The sequence below is a fragment of the Aetokthonos hydrillicola CCALA 1050 genome (assembly GCF_017591665.1).
Taxonomy (GTDB): Bacteria; Cyanobacteriota; Cyanobacteriia; order Cyanobacteriales; family Nostocaceae; genus Aetokthonos; species Aetokthonos hydrillicola.
Map to the genome: position 1 here is coordinate 35,324 of NZ_JAAKGC010000043.1, position 19,922 is coordinate 55,245.

General features: G+C 39.3%; 17 protein-coding genes. 11 read left to right on the top strand and 6 right to left on the bottom strand.

Annotation, left to right across the window (positions count from 1 at the left end; translation table 11 throughout):
• Positions 1-136: 136 nt before the first annotated feature.
• From G4P69_RS20865 to G4P69_RS20875, 3 genes are all read right to left on the bottom strand, one after another.
• Complete coding sequence (locus tag G4P69_RS20865; RefSeq protein WP_208338343.1) at positions 137-1,627, bottom strand: UDP-N-acetylmuramoyl-L-alanyl-D-glutamate--2,6-diaminopimelate ligase; 1,491 nt, start codon at positions 1,625-1,627, stop codon at positions 137-139.
• Between the two features lie 68 nt (positions 1,628-1,695).
• On the bottom strand, positions 1,696-1,953 hold the full coding sequence (locus tag G4P69_RS20870) for a glutaredoxin family protein (RefSeq protein WP_208338344.1): 258 nt from the start codon (positions 1,951-1,953) through the stop codon (positions 1,696-1,698).
• A gap of 85 nt (positions 1,954-2,038) precedes the next feature.
• Positions 2,039-2,779: a hypothetical protein gene (locus G4P69_RS20875; RefSeq protein WP_243903004.1), complete on the bottom strand. Its 741-nt coding sequence runs from the start codon at positions 2,777-2,779 to the stop codon at positions 2,039-2,041.
• A 369-nt stretch (positions 2,780-3,148) separates the two neighbouring features.
• Here G4P69_RS20875 and G4P69_RS20880 point away from each other — a divergent pair, with 369 nt between their 5' ends.
• A complete protein-coding gene (locus G4P69_RS20880; RefSeq protein ID WP_208338345.1) occupies positions 3,149-3,457 on the top strand; it encodes a hypothetical protein in 309 nt (102 codons plus the stop codon).
• 265 nt (positions 3,458-3,722) lie between these two features.
• On the opposite strand, the gene G4P69_RS20885 is transcribed toward G4P69_RS20880, so the two are convergent.
• Positions 3,723-4,616 carry a c-type heme family protein gene (locus tag G4P69_RS20885; RefSeq protein WP_208338346.1) on the bottom strand — a complete coding sequence of 298 codons (894 nt, stop codon included), beginning with the start codon at positions 4,614-4,616 and terminating at the stop codon, positions 3,723-3,725.
• 377 nt (positions 4,617-4,993) lie between these two features.
• Here G4P69_RS20885 and G4P69_RS20890 point away from each other — a divergent pair, with 377 nt between their 5' ends.
• The 4 genes from G4P69_RS20890 (at position 4,994) to G4P69_RS20905 (ending at position 8,266) form a co-directional block, all read left to right on the top strand.
• Positions 4,994-5,833, top strand: a complete 840-nt coding sequence (locus G4P69_RS20890) for a methyltransferase domain-containing protein (RefSeq protein WP_208338347.1) — start codon at positions 4,994-4,996, stop codon at positions 5,831-5,833.
• 32 nt (positions 5,834-5,865) lie between these two features.
• Positions 5,866-6,822 carry a homogentisate phytyltransferase gene (locus G4P69_RS20895; RefSeq protein WP_208338348.1) on the top strand — a complete coding sequence of 319 codons (957 nt, stop codon included), beginning with the start codon at positions 5,866-5,868 and terminating at the stop codon, positions 6,820-6,822.
• 4 nt (positions 6,823-6,826) lie between these two features.
• Positions 6,827-7,282, top strand: coding sequence for a tetratricopeptide repeat protein (locus tag G4P69_RS20900; protein ID WP_208338349.1), 456 nt, complete (start codon positions 6,827-6,829; stop codon positions 7,280-7,282).
• Positions 7,283-7,384: 102 nt separating this feature from the next.
• Positions 7,385-8,266 carry a uroporphyrinogen-III synthase gene (locus G4P69_RS20905; protein WP_208338350.1) on the top strand — a complete coding sequence of 294 codons (882 nt, stop codon included), beginning with the start codon at positions 7,385-7,387 and terminating at the stop codon, positions 8,264-8,266.
• Between the two features lie 113 nt (positions 8,267-8,379).
• Here G4P69_RS20905 and G4P69_RS20910 read toward each other — a convergent pair whose 3' ends face one another.
• A complete protein-coding gene (locus G4P69_RS20910) occupies positions 8,380-9,477 on the bottom strand; it encodes a CsgG/HfaB family protein (protein WP_243902066.1) in 1,098 nt (365 codons plus the stop codon).
• Between the two features lie 175 nt (positions 9,478-9,652).
• Between G4P69_RS20910 and coaE the strand changes: the two genes are divergently transcribed.
• Both coaE and G4P69_RS20920 read left to right on the top strand, forming a co-directional pair.
• Complete coding sequence (coaE, locus tag G4P69_RS20915) at positions 9,653-10,261, top strand: dephospho-CoA kinase (RefSeq protein ID WP_208338351.1); 609 nt, start codon at positions 9,653-9,655, stop codon at positions 10,259-10,261.
• A gap of 596 nt (positions 10,262-10,857) precedes the next feature.
• On the top strand, positions 10,858-12,603 hold the full coding sequence (locus tag G4P69_RS20920; RefSeq protein WP_208338352.1) for a hypothetical protein: 1,746 nt from the start codon (positions 10,858-10,860) through the stop codon (positions 12,601-12,603).
• A gap of 13 nt (positions 12,604-12,616) precedes the next feature.
• On the opposite strand, the gene G4P69_RS20925 is transcribed toward G4P69_RS20920, so the two are convergent.
• Entirely contained in the window at positions 12,617-14,470 is a 1,854-nt protein-coding gene (locus G4P69_RS20925; RefSeq protein ID WP_208338353.1) for a CASTOR/POLLUX-related putative ion channel, read from the bottom strand.
• 538 nt (positions 14,471-15,008) lie between these two features.
• On the opposite strand from G4P69_RS20925, the gene cax reads away from it, so the two are divergent.
• From cax to G4P69_RS20945, 4 genes are all read left to right on the top strand, one after another.
• Positions 15,009-16,121, top strand: coding sequence for a calcium/proton exchanger (gene cax, locus G4P69_RS20930; RefSeq protein ID WP_208338354.1), 1,113 nt, complete (start codon positions 15,009-15,011; stop codon positions 16,119-16,121).
• Positions 16,122-16,339: 218 nt separating this feature from the next.
• Positions 16,340-18,931, top strand: coding sequence for a two-partner secretion domain-containing protein (locus G4P69_RS20935; protein ID WP_243902067.1), 2,592 nt, complete (start codon positions 16,340-16,342; stop codon positions 18,929-18,931).
• Between the two features lie 222 nt (positions 18,932-19,153).
• On the top strand, positions 19,154-19,561 hold the full coding sequence (locus tag G4P69_RS20940; RefSeq protein ID WP_208338355.1) for a XisH family protein: 408 nt from the start codon (positions 19,154-19,156) through the stop codon (positions 19,559-19,561).
• Positions 19,552-19,884, top strand: coding sequence for a XisI protein (locus G4P69_RS20945; RefSeq protein ID WP_208338356.1), 333 nt, complete (start codon positions 19,552-19,554; stop codon positions 19,882-19,884). The genes G4P69_RS20940 and G4P69_RS20945 overlap by 10 nt, the downstream gene beginning before the upstream one ends.
• Positions 19,885-19,922: the final 38 nt, after the last annotated feature.

Here is a 19,922-nt window from a genome sequence, read left to right on the forward strand (position 1 = left end):
TGAGTTCCTTGCCAAAGACAGATTTACCAACAACGAATTCTTCTCCTATGCCCAATGCCCCATGCCCTATGCCCCATTCCCCATGCCCTATGCCCCATGCCCTATGCCCTATGCCCCATGCCCTATGCCCCATGCCCTATCCCCTATTCCGCAATGCTTCTCGTGCATGTTCTCGGTCATCAAAGTGGATCTTTTCAGTTCCGAGAATTTGGTAATCTTCGTGACCTTTGCCTGCAAGTAGGACACCATCGCCTGGTTTTGCTTGTAAAATGGCAGTACGAATGGCAGTAGCGCGATCGCATATCACAGTGGGAGTCACGGTTTCTGGAATTCCTGCCAAAATATCTTCTAAAATCTTTTCTGGATTTTCGGTACGAGGATTGTCAGAAGTTACCACTGCTAAGTCGGCTAATTCAGCAGCTATCTTCCCCATTTTCGGACGCTTAGTGCGATCGCGATCGCCTCCGCACCCAAACACACAAATCATCTTCCCTGGAATAAACGGACGTGCTGCTTTGAGCAGATTTTCCAAACTATCTGGAGTGTGAGCATAATCCACAATAACGCTGATGTCTTGCTCAGAACTAACCTGCACTCTTTCCATACGTCCAGGAACTCCGGGAAAATCAGGTATAGCGGAAGCTACGAACTGCAAATCTAACCCCAAGTGTAAAACTGCGCCTACTGCGGCTAATAAATTTTCTAAATTATACTGACCAACTAGTGGTGACCTAAATTTCACATCACCCTTTGGTGTATGCAGTATCCCGCTAACACCATTAGGCTCATAGCTCAAATCACTCATCCATAAATTTGCACTGGAGTTGTTCACACTATAACTCCAAACCCGTTCTGGATCTAAAGCTTTGATTAATCGGTTACCATAAGAATCATCAGCATTAATTATTGCTCGCCCTCGAAGATAATTAGGACTAAACAGTAAAGCTTTAGCAGCGAAGTAATCTTCCATGTCATGATGAAAATCCAAATGGTCTTGAGTGAGATTGCTAAACACTGCTACCTCAAACTCACAACCTAAGACTCTACCTTGTGCCAAAGCATGAGAACTTACCTCCATCACCCCAAACTGATTACCAGCCTCTAGCGCTTGAGCTAACTGCTCTTGCAGTTCTACCGCAAATGGCGTAGTATGAACAGCAGTTTGCACAAAACCTTGCCAACGGGTGTAGAGAGTGCCCATTAAAACTGTACGTAAATGGGCTTGGTTCAGTAAATATTCAACAAGGTGGGAGGTTGTGGTTTTACCATTTGTCCCAGTGACACCTACAAGTTTAAGTTTTTGTCCAGGATAACCGTAAAAAGCACTAGCTAATTGTGCACAAGCTTGAGTCATGTCGTTAGCTGCAATCACACAAGGATGAGCCCCGTTAACAGGATGCTTTTGTAATGCTTGGGGAGAGACAATCGCAGCGATAGCACCGGATGCGATCGCACTTTGCCAAAAATCTCCCCCATCGACTCGCGTTCCTGGCATTCCAATAAACAAATCTCCCACACCACAAGCATGAGAATTTGTCTTCAAACCCTTGACTTGTTCATCCATGACTGGATGTTCAGGTAATTGCCCAATATTATCTACAGCTACTAGTAATTCCCGCAGTTTCATCTGGTGAACCTCGCCACACACTTCTGTTGCGATTATTTTGTCTCATTATTTTTGTTTATTCAAACACCTCATAAATATTTCCGGAGCATTTGCTCCAACTGCGACACACTAGCACGAGGAGAAGGACGAGGGATAGGTTGCTCAGTACTGGAGTCGCTTACTATACTCAATACTGGCACCTCATACTGATAAGCACCAAACCAATCGTCACGAGTCGTAATATCTCGAACTTCTAGTTCAAAATTCACGTTGTGTATTTGTTCTAGCTTCTCTTGCAAACCTTCACATAAATGACAACCTGGCTTGCTGTATAGAATTAATCGCATTTATTTCTACTACTTAAAGAGAATTTTCAAATTATTATAGTTCCCTTTTACATAGCCAAACATAGACAGGCTACTTTACAGGTGTTTAAGCAACACTGACGGAAGCATGTTCACGCTTGAAAGTCGGTGTGATACGCCTCGGATGTACTACCAGACACCCTCTATCCCTCTTTAATTCTTCTTGCAAGCAATCAAAATAATTTGGGATTACTTTTCTACCAATGTTAAACGCTCCATTGATATCGGCAACAACTTCTATAACAAAACAACCTACTTTAGGTACTATCCTGACTTCACAGATATTTTCAAATTTCATTCCAGGTTTTACAGGAATTCTGAGCGGTGACATTGAAGGAACTATAAACCCTTTATTGAACTCTTTCTTTCCTACAGCTTGGTTGTTGAATTTTATTAGATTATATCTTTTGACAAGAAAACTAGGAATTTTCGGTTTGCCTGTAAACTTAGAACTGTCCTGTTTGTATTCGTCTAGAGCTGCATAATATGCACTCCAAGCATCTACATTTTGTTTCAATACCAGTTGCGCTACTTTTGCCGGCAATTTTTTATAGTTCTCGTTATCTTTAAAGCATTTGTCTAATTGTGACAAGTTAAGAAACTTGTGACCATAAAAATAGCCTTGTCTTTGATTGTATTGAACAGTGTTATAAAGACAGCGAGAAGTTGTTGTTATGTCTGTACAGTAGTTGTACCAGTCATGAGATTTTTTAATAATATGTTTTTCAACACTCTTCATTTTGTAAAGCCTCAATAATTTTTTCGGTTTTACGTTTCCACCTCCCTTATCCATATAATCTAGCAGCATAACTAGTAATAATTGCTATTATATCTTGCATTGATAACTTCATGTTGCCAGTCTTGCCACATTTGTCTATTTTTACACTCATTTGTCCACGTTCTTAATAAAATTTTACGATACGTGCTTTCTGTGCGAACTCCATTTTCCCATAAGCTGCTTACAAAGCATCAAGGTAAGACATGAACCACCCCACCGCACTCAGGGATGCGGAATTTCGCGAATTTGTTAAGTTGATTGCATAAATACATCGTCTCTAACATATCAAGATTATAAGGGCGAAAAACTAAACTACCTACATATCTGTCACTGAATTCAGTAGATATGCTTATGGATATTTACAGATAAATTTTCAATTCTAAAGAAGAGGAAGTTTTTATGCATTTAATTAAATTTTTCAGGCTTAGTGCATTTTCTCCAAAAGCTTTAGTTGCTAGTGCGTTTGGACTTTCAATTTCCGTTCTTATAATATTGCTTTTTGCACCATTGGCTGAGGAAGAGATAGTAGATTATGGAGCAGCGGCTGAGGTTCAAGACGCCGTCATAAGCCCAAATCCTCAGATTCTAAACCCGATTAACTTCGAGCTAAACCTTGTTTCTTCTTTGTATACGGCTATTGTTGGAACCTTAGCAATTTTTTGTATGCAGGCAATTGAAAAAATGTTTCCGTCCCCTTACAGTAAATAAGTAATCAGATTTTCCACATCTAGTTTACGGATTTAGGCTGATTCTTCATCAGTCTTTTTGAGTCTCTAGTGCTAAACAATAACCATTTTTTGAATTCAAAATTCAAAATTCAAAATTCAAAATTTAAGAAGAAAAAATTTTTGAATTAATTAATTCCGCTTCCTTGCCCCCAATGATTTTTTAAATCAGTGGTGCTTCTATGTGGCGGGTTTCAAGCCCCCACTGATTGTAATGAGCGAATTAATAATTTTGAATTGTTTTGACTTTAGTTAAAGCGCTTCATTTTTTTCATTGCTAGTTCCAAACTCCACTTCATGCGATTAAATGCTCTAGTTAGAGAGGCAATTTCCTCGCTAGAGAACTGTTCAAACTCAACTTCCATGTGTCCAGTACTAACTTGTTCAGCCGTACGAGTAATCTGTTTGAGAGGACGAACAACTTGTGTATTTAAAAAGAAGTTCACTACAAAAACGACGGCAACAAAAATAGCAGATACAAGCCCAACAATGACAAAAGAAGATTTATTTGCTTTTTCAATCACCTGACTTGCTGGAATAGAAATTATTTGAGCTGAGATGATTTCATTCAACTTCCATCTAAAGCCATTATCGCTACCATATTGCTCAATCATCGTTCTGGGTGCATTTTCGGGGACACCATGACACTGCAAACAACTTTGTTGAGAAACACTCAGTGGACGAGCAATATAAAATATATCCCCACCAGGTGTTGATCGAAATCCACTCAACTGCTTTAAATCTTTTTCTGTACGGAAGCGATTGACAATTGCTGTTTCAAAATTATCAGCTTTATCTCGCAGGTTTGTCGGATTGAGAGCTGCTTCTTTATAAAAGAATTCACGATACTCTGGTTTTTGGCGCAAGAGATCAAAAACCTCACGCGCAGAGTAGCCAGCTACAGCTTGTGGAAGAAACTGAGTTTCCAACTTGGGGGTTAGCTCGGGAGTGATTTGAGTATTTGTGTACTTCCTTACGGAACTCATAATGTCGATTAGCGCTAAAGCTGTTGTAGCCACTTCAGTTTTAGCATTTTGCCTTAGAACAGAAGACAGAACTATTCCACTTAAACTCAAACCCACTAGAAGAATTATGACTAGTAAAATGGTAAATTTTTGTTTTAAGTTAAGATTTTTGAACATTTCATGGTATTGGTAACACCTGTACAGTCAAAAGCCTGCTACTATCGGTTTAATAGAGCCAGAGAAAACTAAACATACCCGGACTTATGATGTAATAGGTCCGACTTTGATGCTTTATGCATTACTTAACAAGTATTGGGAAACAAGGTCAGAATTCAGTTGGGAATCGGATGGGAATTTAAACAACCCATTACCATACAGAATTCCTGCTGAATTTTGACTCCTGACTCCTGAGTTCTTTTGTTATACAAGCTATCATATTTTCTCCTTCATTGATCACCGAGGCAAGAAGTTTAGTTGAGCAATCCGGGAGATGTCAAACATGGTACTCTACAGTAGATTATTTGAATTCAGGTTTTTTTCACACTGATTTTTTCATGAGTGCAGATCTTTACCAACAAATTCAGGAATTCTACGATGCTTCCTCTGGTCTGTGGGAACAGATATGGGGTGAGCATATGCATCATGGTTACTACGGTGCGGATGGTACACAAAAAAAAGACCGCCGTCAAGCACAAATTGATTTAATCGAAGAGATTCTTAACTGGGCTCAGGTAGAACAAGCGCAAAACATTCTCGATGTCGGTTGTGGAATTGGTGGTAGTTCTTTATATTTAGCAGAAAAATTTCATGCTAGAGCAACGGGAATTACCTTGAGCCCTGTACAAGCCGCTAGGGCAAAAGAACGGGCTCAAAAGTTTGAATTGATTGCTAGGACTGATTTTCAAGTTGCAGATGCGCAGGCAATGCCTTTTAGCGATAATTCTTTTGACTTAGTTTGGTCGTTGGAAAGCGGTGAGCATATGCCTGATAAAACTAAGTTTATGCAAGAATGCTACCGGGTATTAAAAAAGGGTGGAACTTTGATTATGGTGACTTGGTGCCATCGTCCTCTTGATACACCGCTAACTGCTGATGAGCAAAAGCACTTGCAAGAAATTTATCGGGTGTACTGTTTGCCCTATGTTATTTCTTTACCAGAGTATGAAGCGATCGCTACTGAGCTTGGATTACAAAATATCCGTACTGCTGATTGGTCAAAAGCTGTTGCACCATTTTGGGATATAGTTATAGACTCAGCGTTAACTCCAAAGGCAATTTGGGGTTTACTGCTTTCAGGTTGGACAACTATTCAAGCCGCCTTGTCTTTAGGATTGATGCGTCAGGGTTATGAAAGTGGGTTGATTCGGTTTGGGTTGTTGTGTGGAAAGAAGTAGCAAACTAAGTCATAAATCCAAAATTTTTTATTATGAGTCAGGTTTCACAGGACGAATTTCAGAGCAGTTGGTTTTATGCTTTGTGGAAGTTTTCCCGACCCCATACAATTATTGGTACAAGTTTGAGTGTGCTAGGGTTGTATTTAGTATCAATATCCCTATTTCCTGCTGATTTTAAAACCCCAGGCTATCCCTACTACCCACTTCCTCATTTAGAGCAACTTTTGGGCAGTTGGATTGCTTGTCTGTGCGGGAATGTCTATATTGTGGGACTGAATCAACTTGAAGATGTGGCTATTGATAAGATTAATAAGCCTCATTTGCCTCTTGCTTCTGAGGAGTTTTCCAGAACAGAAGGCAAAGCGATTGTGATAATTACAGGAATTTTTGCTCTCCTTATATCCTGGCTTTGTGGACCATTTTTGTGTGGGATGGTGTTTACGAGTTTGGTGATTGGTACGGCTTATTCTTTGCCTCCGATTCGCTTAAAGCAGTTTCCTTTTTTTGCAGCATTATGTATTTTTTCAGTAAGAGGAGCAATTGTTAACTTAGGTCTATTTTTGCACTTCAATTGGGTTTTCGAAAAAAATTATTCGATTCCTTACGCCGTATGGGTGCTAACATTATTTATTTTGGTGTTTACTTTTGCGATCGCTATCTTTAAAGATGTCCCTGATATTGAAGGCGATCGCCAATACAATATTCAGACTTTTACCATCCAAATGGGTAAACAAACAGTTTTTAATCTTGCTCTTTGGGTATTAACTATTTGTTATTTAGGTATGGTTTTAGTTGGTGTGCTAAAACTTGCCTCAGTAAATACTCTCTTCTTAGTAATAACTCATCTCATTTTATTGTTGGTGATGTGGTGGCGGAGTCGAGATGTATCTTTGGAAAATAAGAATGAGATTGCTAAATTTTATCAATTCATCTGGAAACTCTTTTTTCTTGAATATTTAATTTTCCCTATTGCCTGTCTTTTGGGTTAAGAAAATGCTAGAAAAATTTCATCCTACTAATAGTATTGCCATTGTAGCGGTTATTATTGCGCTCTCCCTCTTGGCTTATTTTTCTTGGAAAACCTTGACAACTTCAAACCTTTTCCAAAAAGGCGTTAATCTTTTGCAAAAAAAAGATTACCAAGGTGCAGAAGAAGTTTTTCGCCAAGTTATTTCCCTCAACTCTACTAATGATGTTGTTCACTTACTCTTCGGCGAGGCTTTAATGCAACAAGGAAAATTAGAGGAAGCGACGCAACAGTTTGAAGAAGTGATACGCCGCGCTCCTAAAAAAGTAGATGCATATTTACTCCTGTCAAACGCTTTAATACAGCAACGAAAGAAAGAAGAAGCAATTAATATTTTGCAAAAAGCGAAAGAATTATTTTTGGTTCAGCGTCAACCTAAAAAAGCTGAGCAGATTCAACAGTTGTTAGAGAAAATTAACTGAACTATTTATAGTCCACTTTTAGTGGAGAACTGCTCGCAATTTCTGTGAGTAGAATGAGGCTGATTCTTCACCTCTTGAACATTGATCTGCAAATTTTACCAAATGACAACTAACATCCCTCCCTCTGTTCCTTTCCCAATTCCCGCCTCCCCCAATCTACCTTTAATGGGTAAAACGATTCTAGTGACTCGTTCAGTCGGGCAATCAAATGAATTTACACAACTTCTAGCTTCATCAGGTGCAAACGTCATTGAAATGCCGACAATAGAAATTGCTGCACCTTCTAGTTGGGAAGCGTTGGATAATGCGATCGCTAACTTATCCAGCTTCAATTGGTTAATTCTCACTTCCACTAATGGAATAGATTACTTCTTTGAACGCTTATTTGCACAGGGTAAAAGTACTCAGGCTTTGGCTGGAATTAAAATTGCTGTAGTAGGTGAGAAAACAGCCCAAAGTCTTAAACAACGTTCTCTACAACCAGACTTTATTCCCCCAAATTTTGTCGCCGACTCTTTAGTAAGTCACTTTCCTGAAGAACTCACAGGTAAAAAAGTTTTATTTCCCAGAGTCGAAACCGGTGGACGAGAAGTTTTGGTGCGGGAGTTGACTGCTAAAGGAGCAGAAGTTATAGAAGTTGCTGCATATCAATCGCGTTGCCCCATTAGTGTCCCTCCCTCAGCAGAGTTAGCACTAAAAAATGGGACAATTGATGTTATTACCTTTGCTAGTTCCAAGACTGTAAAGTTTTTTTATCAGCTAGCAGAAAAAATCTTTTTAAAAAATGCTGAAGGTAATGATTCCTCTGTGGTGGCAAATTCTCTAAAGGGAGTTTGTATTGCTTCTATTGGTCCCCAAACCTCTAAAGATTGTCGTTCTTTATTTGGACATGTGGATGTAGAAGCTAAGGAATATACATTACATGGATTAACCCAGGCACTAATAGAATGGGCAACAAAAAGCTCATATACCAATCCTATTTGATTGTTGACAAGATGTAGGGTGCGTTACGCAGCGTAACGCACCGAAACCTTGGAATAGTGCGTTATGGACTTCCTCCTAACACACCTTCGTATATTTCAACCATATTTCTATAATTATTGTTCAACAGGTTTTGCTATATCCCCTACCTTAAATCCTGTACCAGAAAGGATTTTTCCAACACTCGACTGAGCATCAACTTCTTTTATTTCAATTGTACCAAGAGGCTGTGTCACTTGACGGATAACTTTGCCGGTCGCAGGATCTTTGACTTGACGGGAGATTCTTTCTATCGACAGTTTCATCCCTTGTCGATAACCATCTGATTGACCTTTATTGAGGATAACTGTATTGGTAGAAATGTCAGCAACTAAAGCACTAATTGATGGTACAGATTTTGATGCAGCTGCTAATTTTGTAGAATTTGTACTAATTTGTTCTGAAACCTGATTAACCGCATCCACAACTGCATTTGTCATTAGTTTCGCTTCTTTGCTTGAATTTTTATCAACATTGTAACCACGTATCTCAATGGAACCGTCTCCATTACTAGACTTACCATTGCCTTCTGCTGTGAGTAGAATTTCTGCCGTATTCGTGTTGACTAAACGGACATTTAGTTTCACGTGTGCAGTTTTTCTTCCACCACCAATTTTACCTCCACCAAACAGAGGTATACCAAGTCCACCATTATTTTCCTCAATATTAAAGCCAGTGATTGAACCGATGACTACTGCATCTACGCCTAAAACTCGACCAATTTTAGCTGCACTATTTGCGTCTACTCTACCGCTAGCTCCTAGATTCTGTTCTTTGAGAACTTGCTCGAGTTGACTACGTTCAATAACTTGAAAATTGCCACTCTTAACTAGTTTATTAACCAATATTTCACTAACCCCTATGGTGTTACTATCTAACATCCACTTCACATTATCCGCAACGCTGCTGTATTCAAAATCAAGAACAGCAATACGTGGTTTATCTTTGGTGTCAGATTTTACACGAGTTATATTATTATTGGTAGAATTGGGAAGGAGGACTTTTTCTTTTGCTGTGGCTTGAGGTATATTTCCGATATTAAAACTTATTAGTAAAGTAGAAGTGATTATAGATAAAGCAACGGTGTTGTGTTCAGGATAATTTCTAGCTACTTTACTGAAACTATACATTCCCTTCCATAAAGTGTTAAAGTGCTTGATTGTGTAGTGACTCATAATTTAAATAGGCTAGATCACAAAGTTTTTGATACAAACTAGTATGTATTTATTACCACTTTCTATGCACATCTTGATAAAATCAATAAAAAAAATTTTACAAATCTTTATTAATTAGAAGTTGTTGGTCTTAAAAAGTATAAAGTGCAACAATAATATTTTGAATATGCCGAGAATGACTAAACGTATTATTGGTTTAACTGGAGGGATTGCAACAGGCAAAACAACTGTTGCGAATTATTTGGCTACTGCTTACAATTTGCCAATTTTAGATGCGGATATTTATGCGAGGGAAGCTGTATCTATAGGTTCGCCAATACTTCATGCGATCGCCCAGCGTTATGGTCAACAAATTCTACTTCCAGATGGTAATCTTAACCGTCAAGGATTAGGTGAGATTATCTTTAACAATCAAGAGGAACGTAATTGGGTAGAAAACCTGATTCATCCTTATGTGCGCGATCGCTTTTTGCAAGCAGTGGCTACATCAACAACAACCCTAGTATTAGTCATACCTTTGCTGTTTGAAGCAAACATGACTGATTGTGTTACAGAAATCTGGGTTGTGAGTTGTTCTCAAGAAGAACAACTGCAAAGATTAATACAACGTAATCATTTAACTAAAGAGCAGGCATTAGCGAGAATTCAAAGCCAGCTACCTCTAGAAGAAAAAGCTGCTCGTGCGAATTTTGTGATAAATAACTCTTCCACTGTCGAAGAATTGCTCAAACAGGTTGACGTTGCAATATTGTCTAGCAACACTCCCGGAAGCTTATGTTCTTGAGATGTCCCACTTTTGTGGGATGAACTGCAATAACGTGCGATCGCCCAGGGCAAACGCATTAAAACTCAAAGCAAGGCAGGCAGGGGAAGCAGGGGAAGCTCTTGAGGCTCTTGAGGCAGGGGAATAATTGGAGAATATGTGCTTGATATCGAGTTTGGTTAATGACTTATAATAGGTAAAAAATGAGTGGTTGCTTTTAATTATCTGACTCGCTTTAATGACAGAAAAACTTATAGACTGTTGTTATCAGTCATAAAGAAAAAACTCATATTAATAAAGTATAACTGATAAGTTGATAGTGGGAAGAGAAACAATTAGAGAGTGAAAAAAAAGAAATATTCAACTGTTCAGCTAGCGATCGCTCTCCACTAAGTATTTGGAAGTATCTTTAGATACAAGCCGCTCGTGTCATCAGTTCTGTGGCTACCATAGTGCTATGGACTGTGATTTCCATTACTAACTGAGTGTAGTGAAATTAGTGAAATTTAGTTATCAAGTCGGTAAATGCTTACCGGCTTTTTCTATTGGTAGCTTATTGGGAGTGGACTATATAATGAGGCGTGTAAGATATATCAAAGTCATTATAGATAAATGTAATGTCGATTACACAAGCACAAAAATTTTTAACCGCACCAATTGCGGCAAAAAATCGACCTAGCTCTAGATTTTCCGTAGCGTTTTGGTTTAGTTTAAGTCTGATTTTTGCAGCAAGCTATATTAGTGAGGGATTACAAGAAGCTTTTAGCCATGAGTATGTTGTAGGTGATAATGCCCGAGAATATGTATCTTGGATGTATCGGTATTTTAATCCAAAGTTATTTCCTAATGACTTAATCGCTGATTATTTTCAGTCAGTGACGCCCATTGGCTTCGGGGCGTTCTACAAGATGATGGCGCGTTTAGGCGTTGATCCAGTTTTGTTAGGTAAGCTTTTGCCAATGGTACTAGGATTGCTCACCACAAGCTATGGTTTTGCTGTATGTATGCAGATATTACCAGTACCACTAGCTGGATTTCTCGCAACTATACTGCTAAATCAAAGCATATCTCTTCATGACGACCTTTTTTCGGCTACTCCGAGAGATTTTATTTATCCGTTGTTTTTGGCGTTTTTATACTACTTGTTGCGGGGTTCTTTGTTGGGGGTTTTGGTTGCGATCGCACTTCAAGCGTTAATTTATCCCTTAATTGCATTCATCGATGTAGGAATCTTGCTTTTTAGGCTATGCAAATGGCAAGGTGGACAACTTCACCTGTCCAAAGACAAAAAAGACTATATATTTTTTGCTACATCTGCTTTTGTTGCTTTAGTAGCGATCATCCCTTATGCTATACAATCGTCTAAGTTTGGCCCAACAATCACTGCGGCTGTCGCAAAAACAATTCCAGAGTATTTGTCAGGAGGGCGGGTTAGCTATTTTAACCTTAATCCTGTAAGTTTTTGGCTTGATGGTAGAGACAGTGGATTTCTGGCTTTGATGAGTCCTCCCCAACTCTTTATTGGGTTGCTGTTGCCAATTATACTGTTTTATCAAGCAAGATTTCCTCTAGCCAAGCAAGTCACAAGCTGCATAAATATTATTCCTCGGATTATATTGGCATCTACATGTATGTTCTTTGTTGCTCATGCTGTAGCATTTCGGTTACATTGGCCAAGTCGATATACTCATCACACTTTCAAGATAGTATTTGCCTTAGCCGCTGGAATAACACTAACTCTGATGTTACATGCAGCGTTCCATTGGTCAGAACAACTAATAACCAAACCACGTCGAAGAAGAAGGCAGTTTTTAGCGTTGGGAACTGCTGCTATTGTAGGATTATTACTTTTATTGTATCCGAGTTCTTTGAAAGTTTTTCCTAAAACTCCATATGTCACAGGTGCAGCGCCAATGCTGTACGACTTTCTGCGACTGCAAACCCAAGATAGTCTTGTTGCATCTTTAGCTGGGGAAGCAAACAATATACCAGTTTTTGCAAAACGTCCAATTTTAGTAGGTAGTGAATTTGGGTTACCCTTTCATACAAAATATTATGCTCAGTTCCGCCAACGAGCCATTGACTTAATCAATGCTCAGTACACTAACGATATCAAGCAAGTTATCAGTTTTATAGATAAATATAATGTAAAATTATGGCTTTTAGAACGCACTGCTTTTAAACCTGAGTACATAGCTGAGAATAAATGGATTAAACAATATCAACCAGCGGCAGATAGCGCGATCGCAAACCTACAAAAAGGGAACACACCAGCCTTGTCCAGACTGATGCAATCTTGTAATGTTCTAGAGACTCACAATCTAGTTGTTCTTGAAGCAGAATGTATAACAAAAAGCAAATAAACTCTTTGTTCGTTTAAATTTCATCAACAGCTAAAGTAATTAATGCATCACTGGGGGTCAAATGCAGCTGCTTATCCAAACGAGGTACTAAATCTAGTCCAAAGTTTTTGTCTTTATCATGTGCTTGAGTGCTAATTTTTACACCAATACAAACTTCTTGGCGATATTGAGCAGCAAGTATACAGTCAGCAAATGTCAGATCCCCAATTTGTTCTTCTGGGAAGTAAAGTGATATTGGTTTAATATAAAGTTCGCTCCCCTCTGCCGAGAACAAATGACGATATATTGATAACACCTCTGGCTGCTGCGATACTTGGGCTAAAATTTTAGACACCAATTGATTGGTAAGCAAAAAGTCTTTAACACCTGCTTTGATAACTAAATCAGTGTCTTCCGAATCGATAATTTCTGCGATCAACTCAGTATTAACTTTATTTCCAGTTTGAGCAGTATACTCTTGAAAAATTTGCCTAAGTTCCAACAGGATAGTGAGAGTTTTCGCATCAATTTCTTCAGCAGTTTCGCCGCTACCTGCTAAAATCGAGATACTATTAAACTCGTGGAGTTTTAAAGTTACAAGCTCTTTAACTGAATCGACATTAACTTCTTGTACCTCCATCTTGACATGTGGGTAGATATTAGCAATCTTGTTAAATTCAGCTTGCACTGCATCCGTCAGATTTTGCGTCACTAAGTTAACCTGCGAACCTTCAGCTAGGTATTTTGCATATTCTTTCAAAAGAATTGGTGCTTTGCTGTTCCAACCAATGATAAGATACTTCTCAATTTTTCGCTCTAAGGTTTGTCTTCGCGCAGAAACTCCTGCGGAATCTCGCTTATCTTTTGGTTTGACTAGAGGCTGGGAATGTAACTGAATAGTTGAATCATCTTCTGCTAAAATAACGACTTCATCCTCGTCATCTAATTTGTAATCTTTGTTTGGGTTGAGTGTTAGATTACGATCTTTATGACGCACACCTATGGGTACTCCATAAGAAAAATGAAATGGCAATTCTCCAAAAGTTAGATTCTGCCAGCTTGAAAGAGGGCGATAGAAATAAAATTCATTTCCTTGAAAACCTACCAAGTTGAGATATACTGTTGCTAGTCCCACGTTTCGTGAGGTTTGCACTAGAATCCGAGCTAGAATATCTGCTTCACTAAGAGTTGTGATTGCTTCAGGAGCAATGCTTTCAGCAAGTCGCCGATATTGTTGTGAGTATAATTCCACAACAATTTGTGGTAACTTTTCTTCTTCGTTTGCTGCCACAACTGCTAAGATTGCCTTGAGTACCCTTGCATCAGACAAAGTCTTAGATTCTTCAGAATCTGAGGGTTTAGCATCATTTAAAATGACAACTGATTTTGCATCCTTGACTGCAACTTTATTTAAGTCACTTATATTAGTCATTGAGCCATTGCGAGTGACTAATCGTGTTGTTTTAAGAGTACCTATATTATTTCGGAGGAAATCATCCATATCCTCCTTATTCTCTTGAGAGAGTATTACAACAACAGCATCTGGTTCTGATTCATTACCTACCACTAACTCTTTAATAATATCTGTGATTCGGTCGTTGAATCCAAGAATTAAGGTATGGTTGTCTTCGACTACCAAGCTTTTACCCTTACGTAGTAACTCAAGCCTTGATTCAAACTGCTGGGTAATAAAAGCCACAAGACTAGAGAATAACACTAAACCAACAAAAATTGTGATTACACCTACAAATTTAGTGGCTAAATTGGCATTATCTCCTGCGTCTCTTAGTCCTATAAGCTGGACAAATACATCCCAGGCCAAATCTGAGGAAGCGTCTAAATTTTTATTAGGGAAAAACCATTCAGAAATATAACGTGCGAGCGTCATTATAGCAAAAGACGCAAAGAATAATGATAATAATGCTAGAAAGACAGAGATTCCTCCCCTGGACATAAAATTGTCGAATTTATACTGGAGGATCTTTTGCCGTGAAACTCTCTTTTGAGAATATCTATTATTGTTTATCAACTTTCCTACTAACCTGCGAACAATAATTTTGCAACTTTAAAGTTGGATTTTATGGGAGTATCGCAACTGTTAAAGTTTTGGTGCGGCTGTTTTAGCCGCATTATGTAAATGGAGCAAGCTCCTTCGACTACATAGATTTTTTTTGATTGAGTACTCCCGGGATTCATTATAATCCAAACTTTTCATATAATCTTAGTTTGGGTAGAAGAAAACTATCTCTGGGTTAGATATGGCTCAAAGACGCGGAGAGTCTCTACGCCCCCTGTCCGGGGCGACATGCTATTATACGATTTTTTTTCACCCAGAATTTTGATAAAGGAAAATATACCTTCTCCAAATTGCGCAGCATTAAGGTTATAACTAAGCAAGAATTGTATACCGTACATTAAATTTAGAAATGTCTGTCAACAAACTGTTTTTTCTGGGACTTTTGCTGTTTATTCCAATTTCTCTCGCAGCTCACTTTCTAGAATGGGGACCCCTGAGTGTGTTTCTAACAGCAGGTTTAGCTATACTACCCTTAGCAGCTTGGATGGGTGCAGCTACCGAAGAAATTGCAGTCGTTGCGGGTCCAACACTTGGAGGGCTACTAAATGCTACATTTGGTAATGCTACTGAACTGATCATTGCCCTAATTGCCCTCAATGCTGGATTATTGGACGTTGTCAAAGCTAGTATAACTGGCTCGATTATCAGTAACTTACTGTTAGTCATGGGCTTTGCTATGCTCCTAGGAGGTTTGCGCTACAAAGAACAGACATTTCAACCCTTCGTTGCCAGAGTGAATGCTTCGTTAATGAACTTAGCTGTAATCGCTATCCTACTACCAACAGCAGTCAACTTTACTTCCAGTGGAATCGCTCCAACTACAATGCAGCGTCTTTCTATTGGTGTTGCTTTGGTGTTAATCTTCGTCTACGCAATGACGTTGCTATTTTCTATGAAAACTCACTCATACCTCTATGAAGTGGGTTTAGCTGAACAAGAGCAGGTTGAATTAGCAGAGTCAAATCTTGCTGAAGGTAAACCCCAAGTTAATGTCTGGTTCTGGACGGGTGTACTGTTGTTGACTACTTTGTCTGTTGCTGTTGAGTCAGAACTACTTGTGGATTCACTAGAAGCAGCTACATCTCAATTAGGATTGACAGCATTGTTTACAGGGGTAATCGTGGTACCGATTATTGGTAATGCCGCCGAACATGCTACAGCAGTTACAGTAGCTATGAAGGATAAAATGGATCTTTCGGTTTCCGTAGCTATGGGCTCAAGCTTGCAAATTGCCTTGTTTGTCGCTCCATTTTTAGTTTTGGCAGGCTGGTTAATGGGTAAGCCGATGGATCTAAATTTTAACCCTTTTGAATTAGTGTCAGTGGCTGTGGCAGTTTTGATCACTAATTCTATCAGTTCTGATGGTCGCTCAAACTGGTTAGAAGGTCTTTTGCTCTTAGCTACTTATACGGTTTTAGGGTTAGCATTCTACTTTCATCCAGTAATTGACGTAATTGGTTAATCAACGAGTTTTTGCAAATTTTTGTTAGGAAAGGGGATCGCGTCGTTATCTATTTTACCCATGAGACTCCCACTATACTTGGTACTCCGGGTGAGTGGGGGTTATTAGCTGTCAACTTGATGTTTACCCAGATTTGCATAAATTTCATCTAATGATAATTTGTTTGGTAGTTTATTTTTAATGGCTTCTGGGTTACTTGGGTTTTAAAGGGGACTGCAATGTTGGGGATAGATCGTATTTGCTATAAACTACTAGGTGTGATGATAGGTGGAGTTTGTGCATTGATTACTAACTCTGCAACTGCTCAGATTACACCTGATAGGACACTATCTAATAACTCCAACGTTACAATCAACGGCAGTATCTTCAATATCACAGGGGGAACACGAGCCGGACGCAACTTATTCCATAGTTTCCAAGATTTCTCAGTTCCATCTGGCAATACGGCTTTTTTCAATAATGCCTTAGACATTAGCAATATCATTACTCGAGTAACTGGCAATTATATCTCTATCATTAATGGTTTACTTCAAGCTAATGGCGGTGCTAACTTGATCCTAATTAATCCCAACGGTATTAATTTTGGTTCCAATGCACAGTTAAATATTGGTGGATCTTTTTTAGCAAGTACAGCAAATAGCATTAAGTTTGCTGATGGTGTGGAATATAGTGCAACAAATCCTCAGACTTTGCCCCTATTAACGATTAGTGTTCCGATAGGCTTGCAATTTGGGCAAAAAGCCGCAGCAATTAATGTGCAAGGTACCGGTCATAATTTAACCACAGCTGATAACATTTTCTCACCTGTAACTAGAGGTACTAGTTCAACTGGTTTGCGAGTACAACCAGGACAAACGTTGGCATTGGTTGGGGGTGATATTAATCTCAACGGAGGTTCACTCACAGCAGAGGGCGGAAGAATAGAGTTAGGTAGTGTTGGTGAAGGATTAGTTAGTATTCAACCAACTCTGGGTGGTTGGACTTTAGGCTATCAAGGAGTGTCTTCTTTCAAAGATATTGATATGCGATCGCTCTCATTAGCAGATGCTAGCGGTGTTAATGCTGGATCTATTCAGATTCAAGGGCGAAATCTCACAATCCAAGATGGTTCCCTGATTTTAATTCAAAACCAAGGTTCTCAAGCTGCAGGAGCAATTAGGATCAACACCTCAGAGTCTGTGGCAGCGCTCGGAACCAACGCCAATAGTACAATTCGCAGCAGCATTAGAAATGAAACAGTGGGGCTTGGGAAAGGAGGAGATGTTGAAATTTCCACTCCTCAATTAACTGTAGAAGGAGGCGCAGGTATAGCTGCCAATACCTACAGCGAGGCAACAGGTGGTAAGGTGAATGTCAATGCTTCCAAATCCATACAAGTCGTAGGTACAAGCGCTCTTGATCCTAGCGTTACTAGTGTTATTGTTACCTCCGCTTTTGGATCTGGAGATGCCGGTGATAACATAATATCAACTAGTCGCTTAACCACAAGCGCAGGCGGAACAATTGACTCTATTACTCTGGGAACGGGTAAAGGCGGAAATCTCTACATCAATGCATCTGATTCTATAAGCATCAGTGGAGTGAACGCGGCATCTTTTATTCCTAGCGGTTTATTAGCTTCCTCATTTAGCGCTGGAGATGCTGGTATTCTTACAATCAATACACCAAGATTAACAGTAGAAAAAGGGGGAAGAGTTGGCGCTTTTGCCTTTGCCAGTGGTTCTTCTGGCAGTATCGTTATTAATGCTGGTGATTTTGTAGAAGTTAAAGATACAGTACCAGGATCTATTAATTCTAGTGTCATTGGTGCTTCTGCAAGTGTAGTAGATCCTAGCTTGCAACAGATTTTTAGATTGCCTCCGTCTCCAACAGGAAAATCAGGAAACACGACGATTAATACAGGACGGTTGATTGTTTCAAATGGTGGTGAAGTGACTGTGAGGAATAGCGGTTCAGGAGATGCAGGAACTTTGCGAATCAATGCTCGTTCTGTAGTTGTTCAAGATAGGGGAACTATAGATGTAAAAACTTTAGGTATAGGGAAGGCTGGTAATCTCGAAATCCTAGCTGACTTGATCAAGCTTGATAATAATGGGACTCTATCTGCAAGCACCAAATCAGGTGAAGGTGGTAACATCACTCTCGAAACTAATACTTTACAACTTCGCAACGTCACTCAGATATCAGCACAAGCAGAAGGCACTGGTAACGGAGGAAACATTTATATTAGTAGTTCTAACGTTACCTTTGCTAACTCTGTGGTCTTATTAGAAGGTAGCACAATCAATGCTAATGCCTTCCGAGGGAGAGGCGGAAATATCCAGATAAGTACTTCTGGCTTATTTACCTGCGCCGAGTGCCAAATTAGTGCTAGTTCAACATTAGGGTTTAACGGTGTTGTAAACGTCAAGACACCAAATACTCAAATCAAACAAGAAGTGATCAATTTGCCACAAGAGGTTGTTAAGCCTGAACAAATTGTTGCACAAGCCTGTCCATCAACAAGAGAACGAAACAAAAGTGAGCTTACTGTATTAGGGCGTGGAGGTTTACCACCTCGCCCCAACGATCCACTAAACAGCGAAGCTTTGACAAGGTTTCAACCTTCTTCTGCTCAAGCAGAAGATATTTCTAATTCCAAATTAGATAGAGGGAACACAAAGATTTCAAAGCTACCGCCTCCAGCCCGAGGGTGGTATGTTAACCAAAGAGGCACAGTTATATTAACAGATCAAGCTCCTACAACTGCCCCCTATACTTCTGGCTTGATTGCATCATCGTGCAATACTAATTTCTCTTCTGGAAGATAGATCGGAGGTTTCTAAGCTGCAAACACTGCGCCAGGTAAAACCCCGCTGCGCTGAGTTTACAATATGTTTTCTGTCTTCGACTAGAAATTCCATCCTGTTTAGAAAGAATCAAAGGTTCTTTTTTTACCTGAGTGGAGCGGCATTCAGTAAATCAAAATTGATCTAGACAGGTAAAATTGAGATGGCAGTTATTTTGTCAAGCTAAAAGTCACGAAAAATTTAATGGCTAAAGACCGCTTTCATTATTCTGTTAGAATTGGCTTGGAAAAACAAGGGTGGACAATTACTGCTGACCCTTATGAGATCACTGTTGGTGATGTAGATTTTGAAATCGATTTAGCGGCAGAAATGTTGGCTGCCGAACGTTCAGGGGAGAAAATTGCAGTTGAAATCAAGAGCTTTATTGGGGGATCAAATGTCTCGGAATTTCACACTGCTCTGGGGCAATTTCTGAACTATAAATTTGCTCTTGAAGAAGTTGATCCGCAACGAAAACTTTATCTTGCTGTACCAGAGTCAATTTATAAATCGTTCTTTCAACGTCGTTTTACACGGTCAGTAATTGAGCGAACTCAAATTAACCTACTTGTTTATAATGAAAAACAGGAGGTGATTGTTCAATGGCTGTAGAACAATATCGTCAAATTATCAAACAATTAATTTTAGAAAGGGCACAGCGACGATTAGGGCAAGAGGAAATAGAAACACAAGCTATTTTGGATACTGAGCGTGACCATTACCTTTTACTACATACAGGCTGGCGCGATAATAGTCGGACACATGGATGTAGTATACATCTCGATATAAAAGACGGCAAGATTTGGATTCAGCATGATGGCACTGAAGTGGGTATAGCTACACTATTACTGGAGCAAGGCGTGCCTGCATCTGATATCGTTTTAGCGTTTCACTCCCCTTATATGCGCCAATTTACTGAGTTTGCCACCCATTGAGCAATTCGTAAGTGTCGACGTATATTACCGCAGTTTAA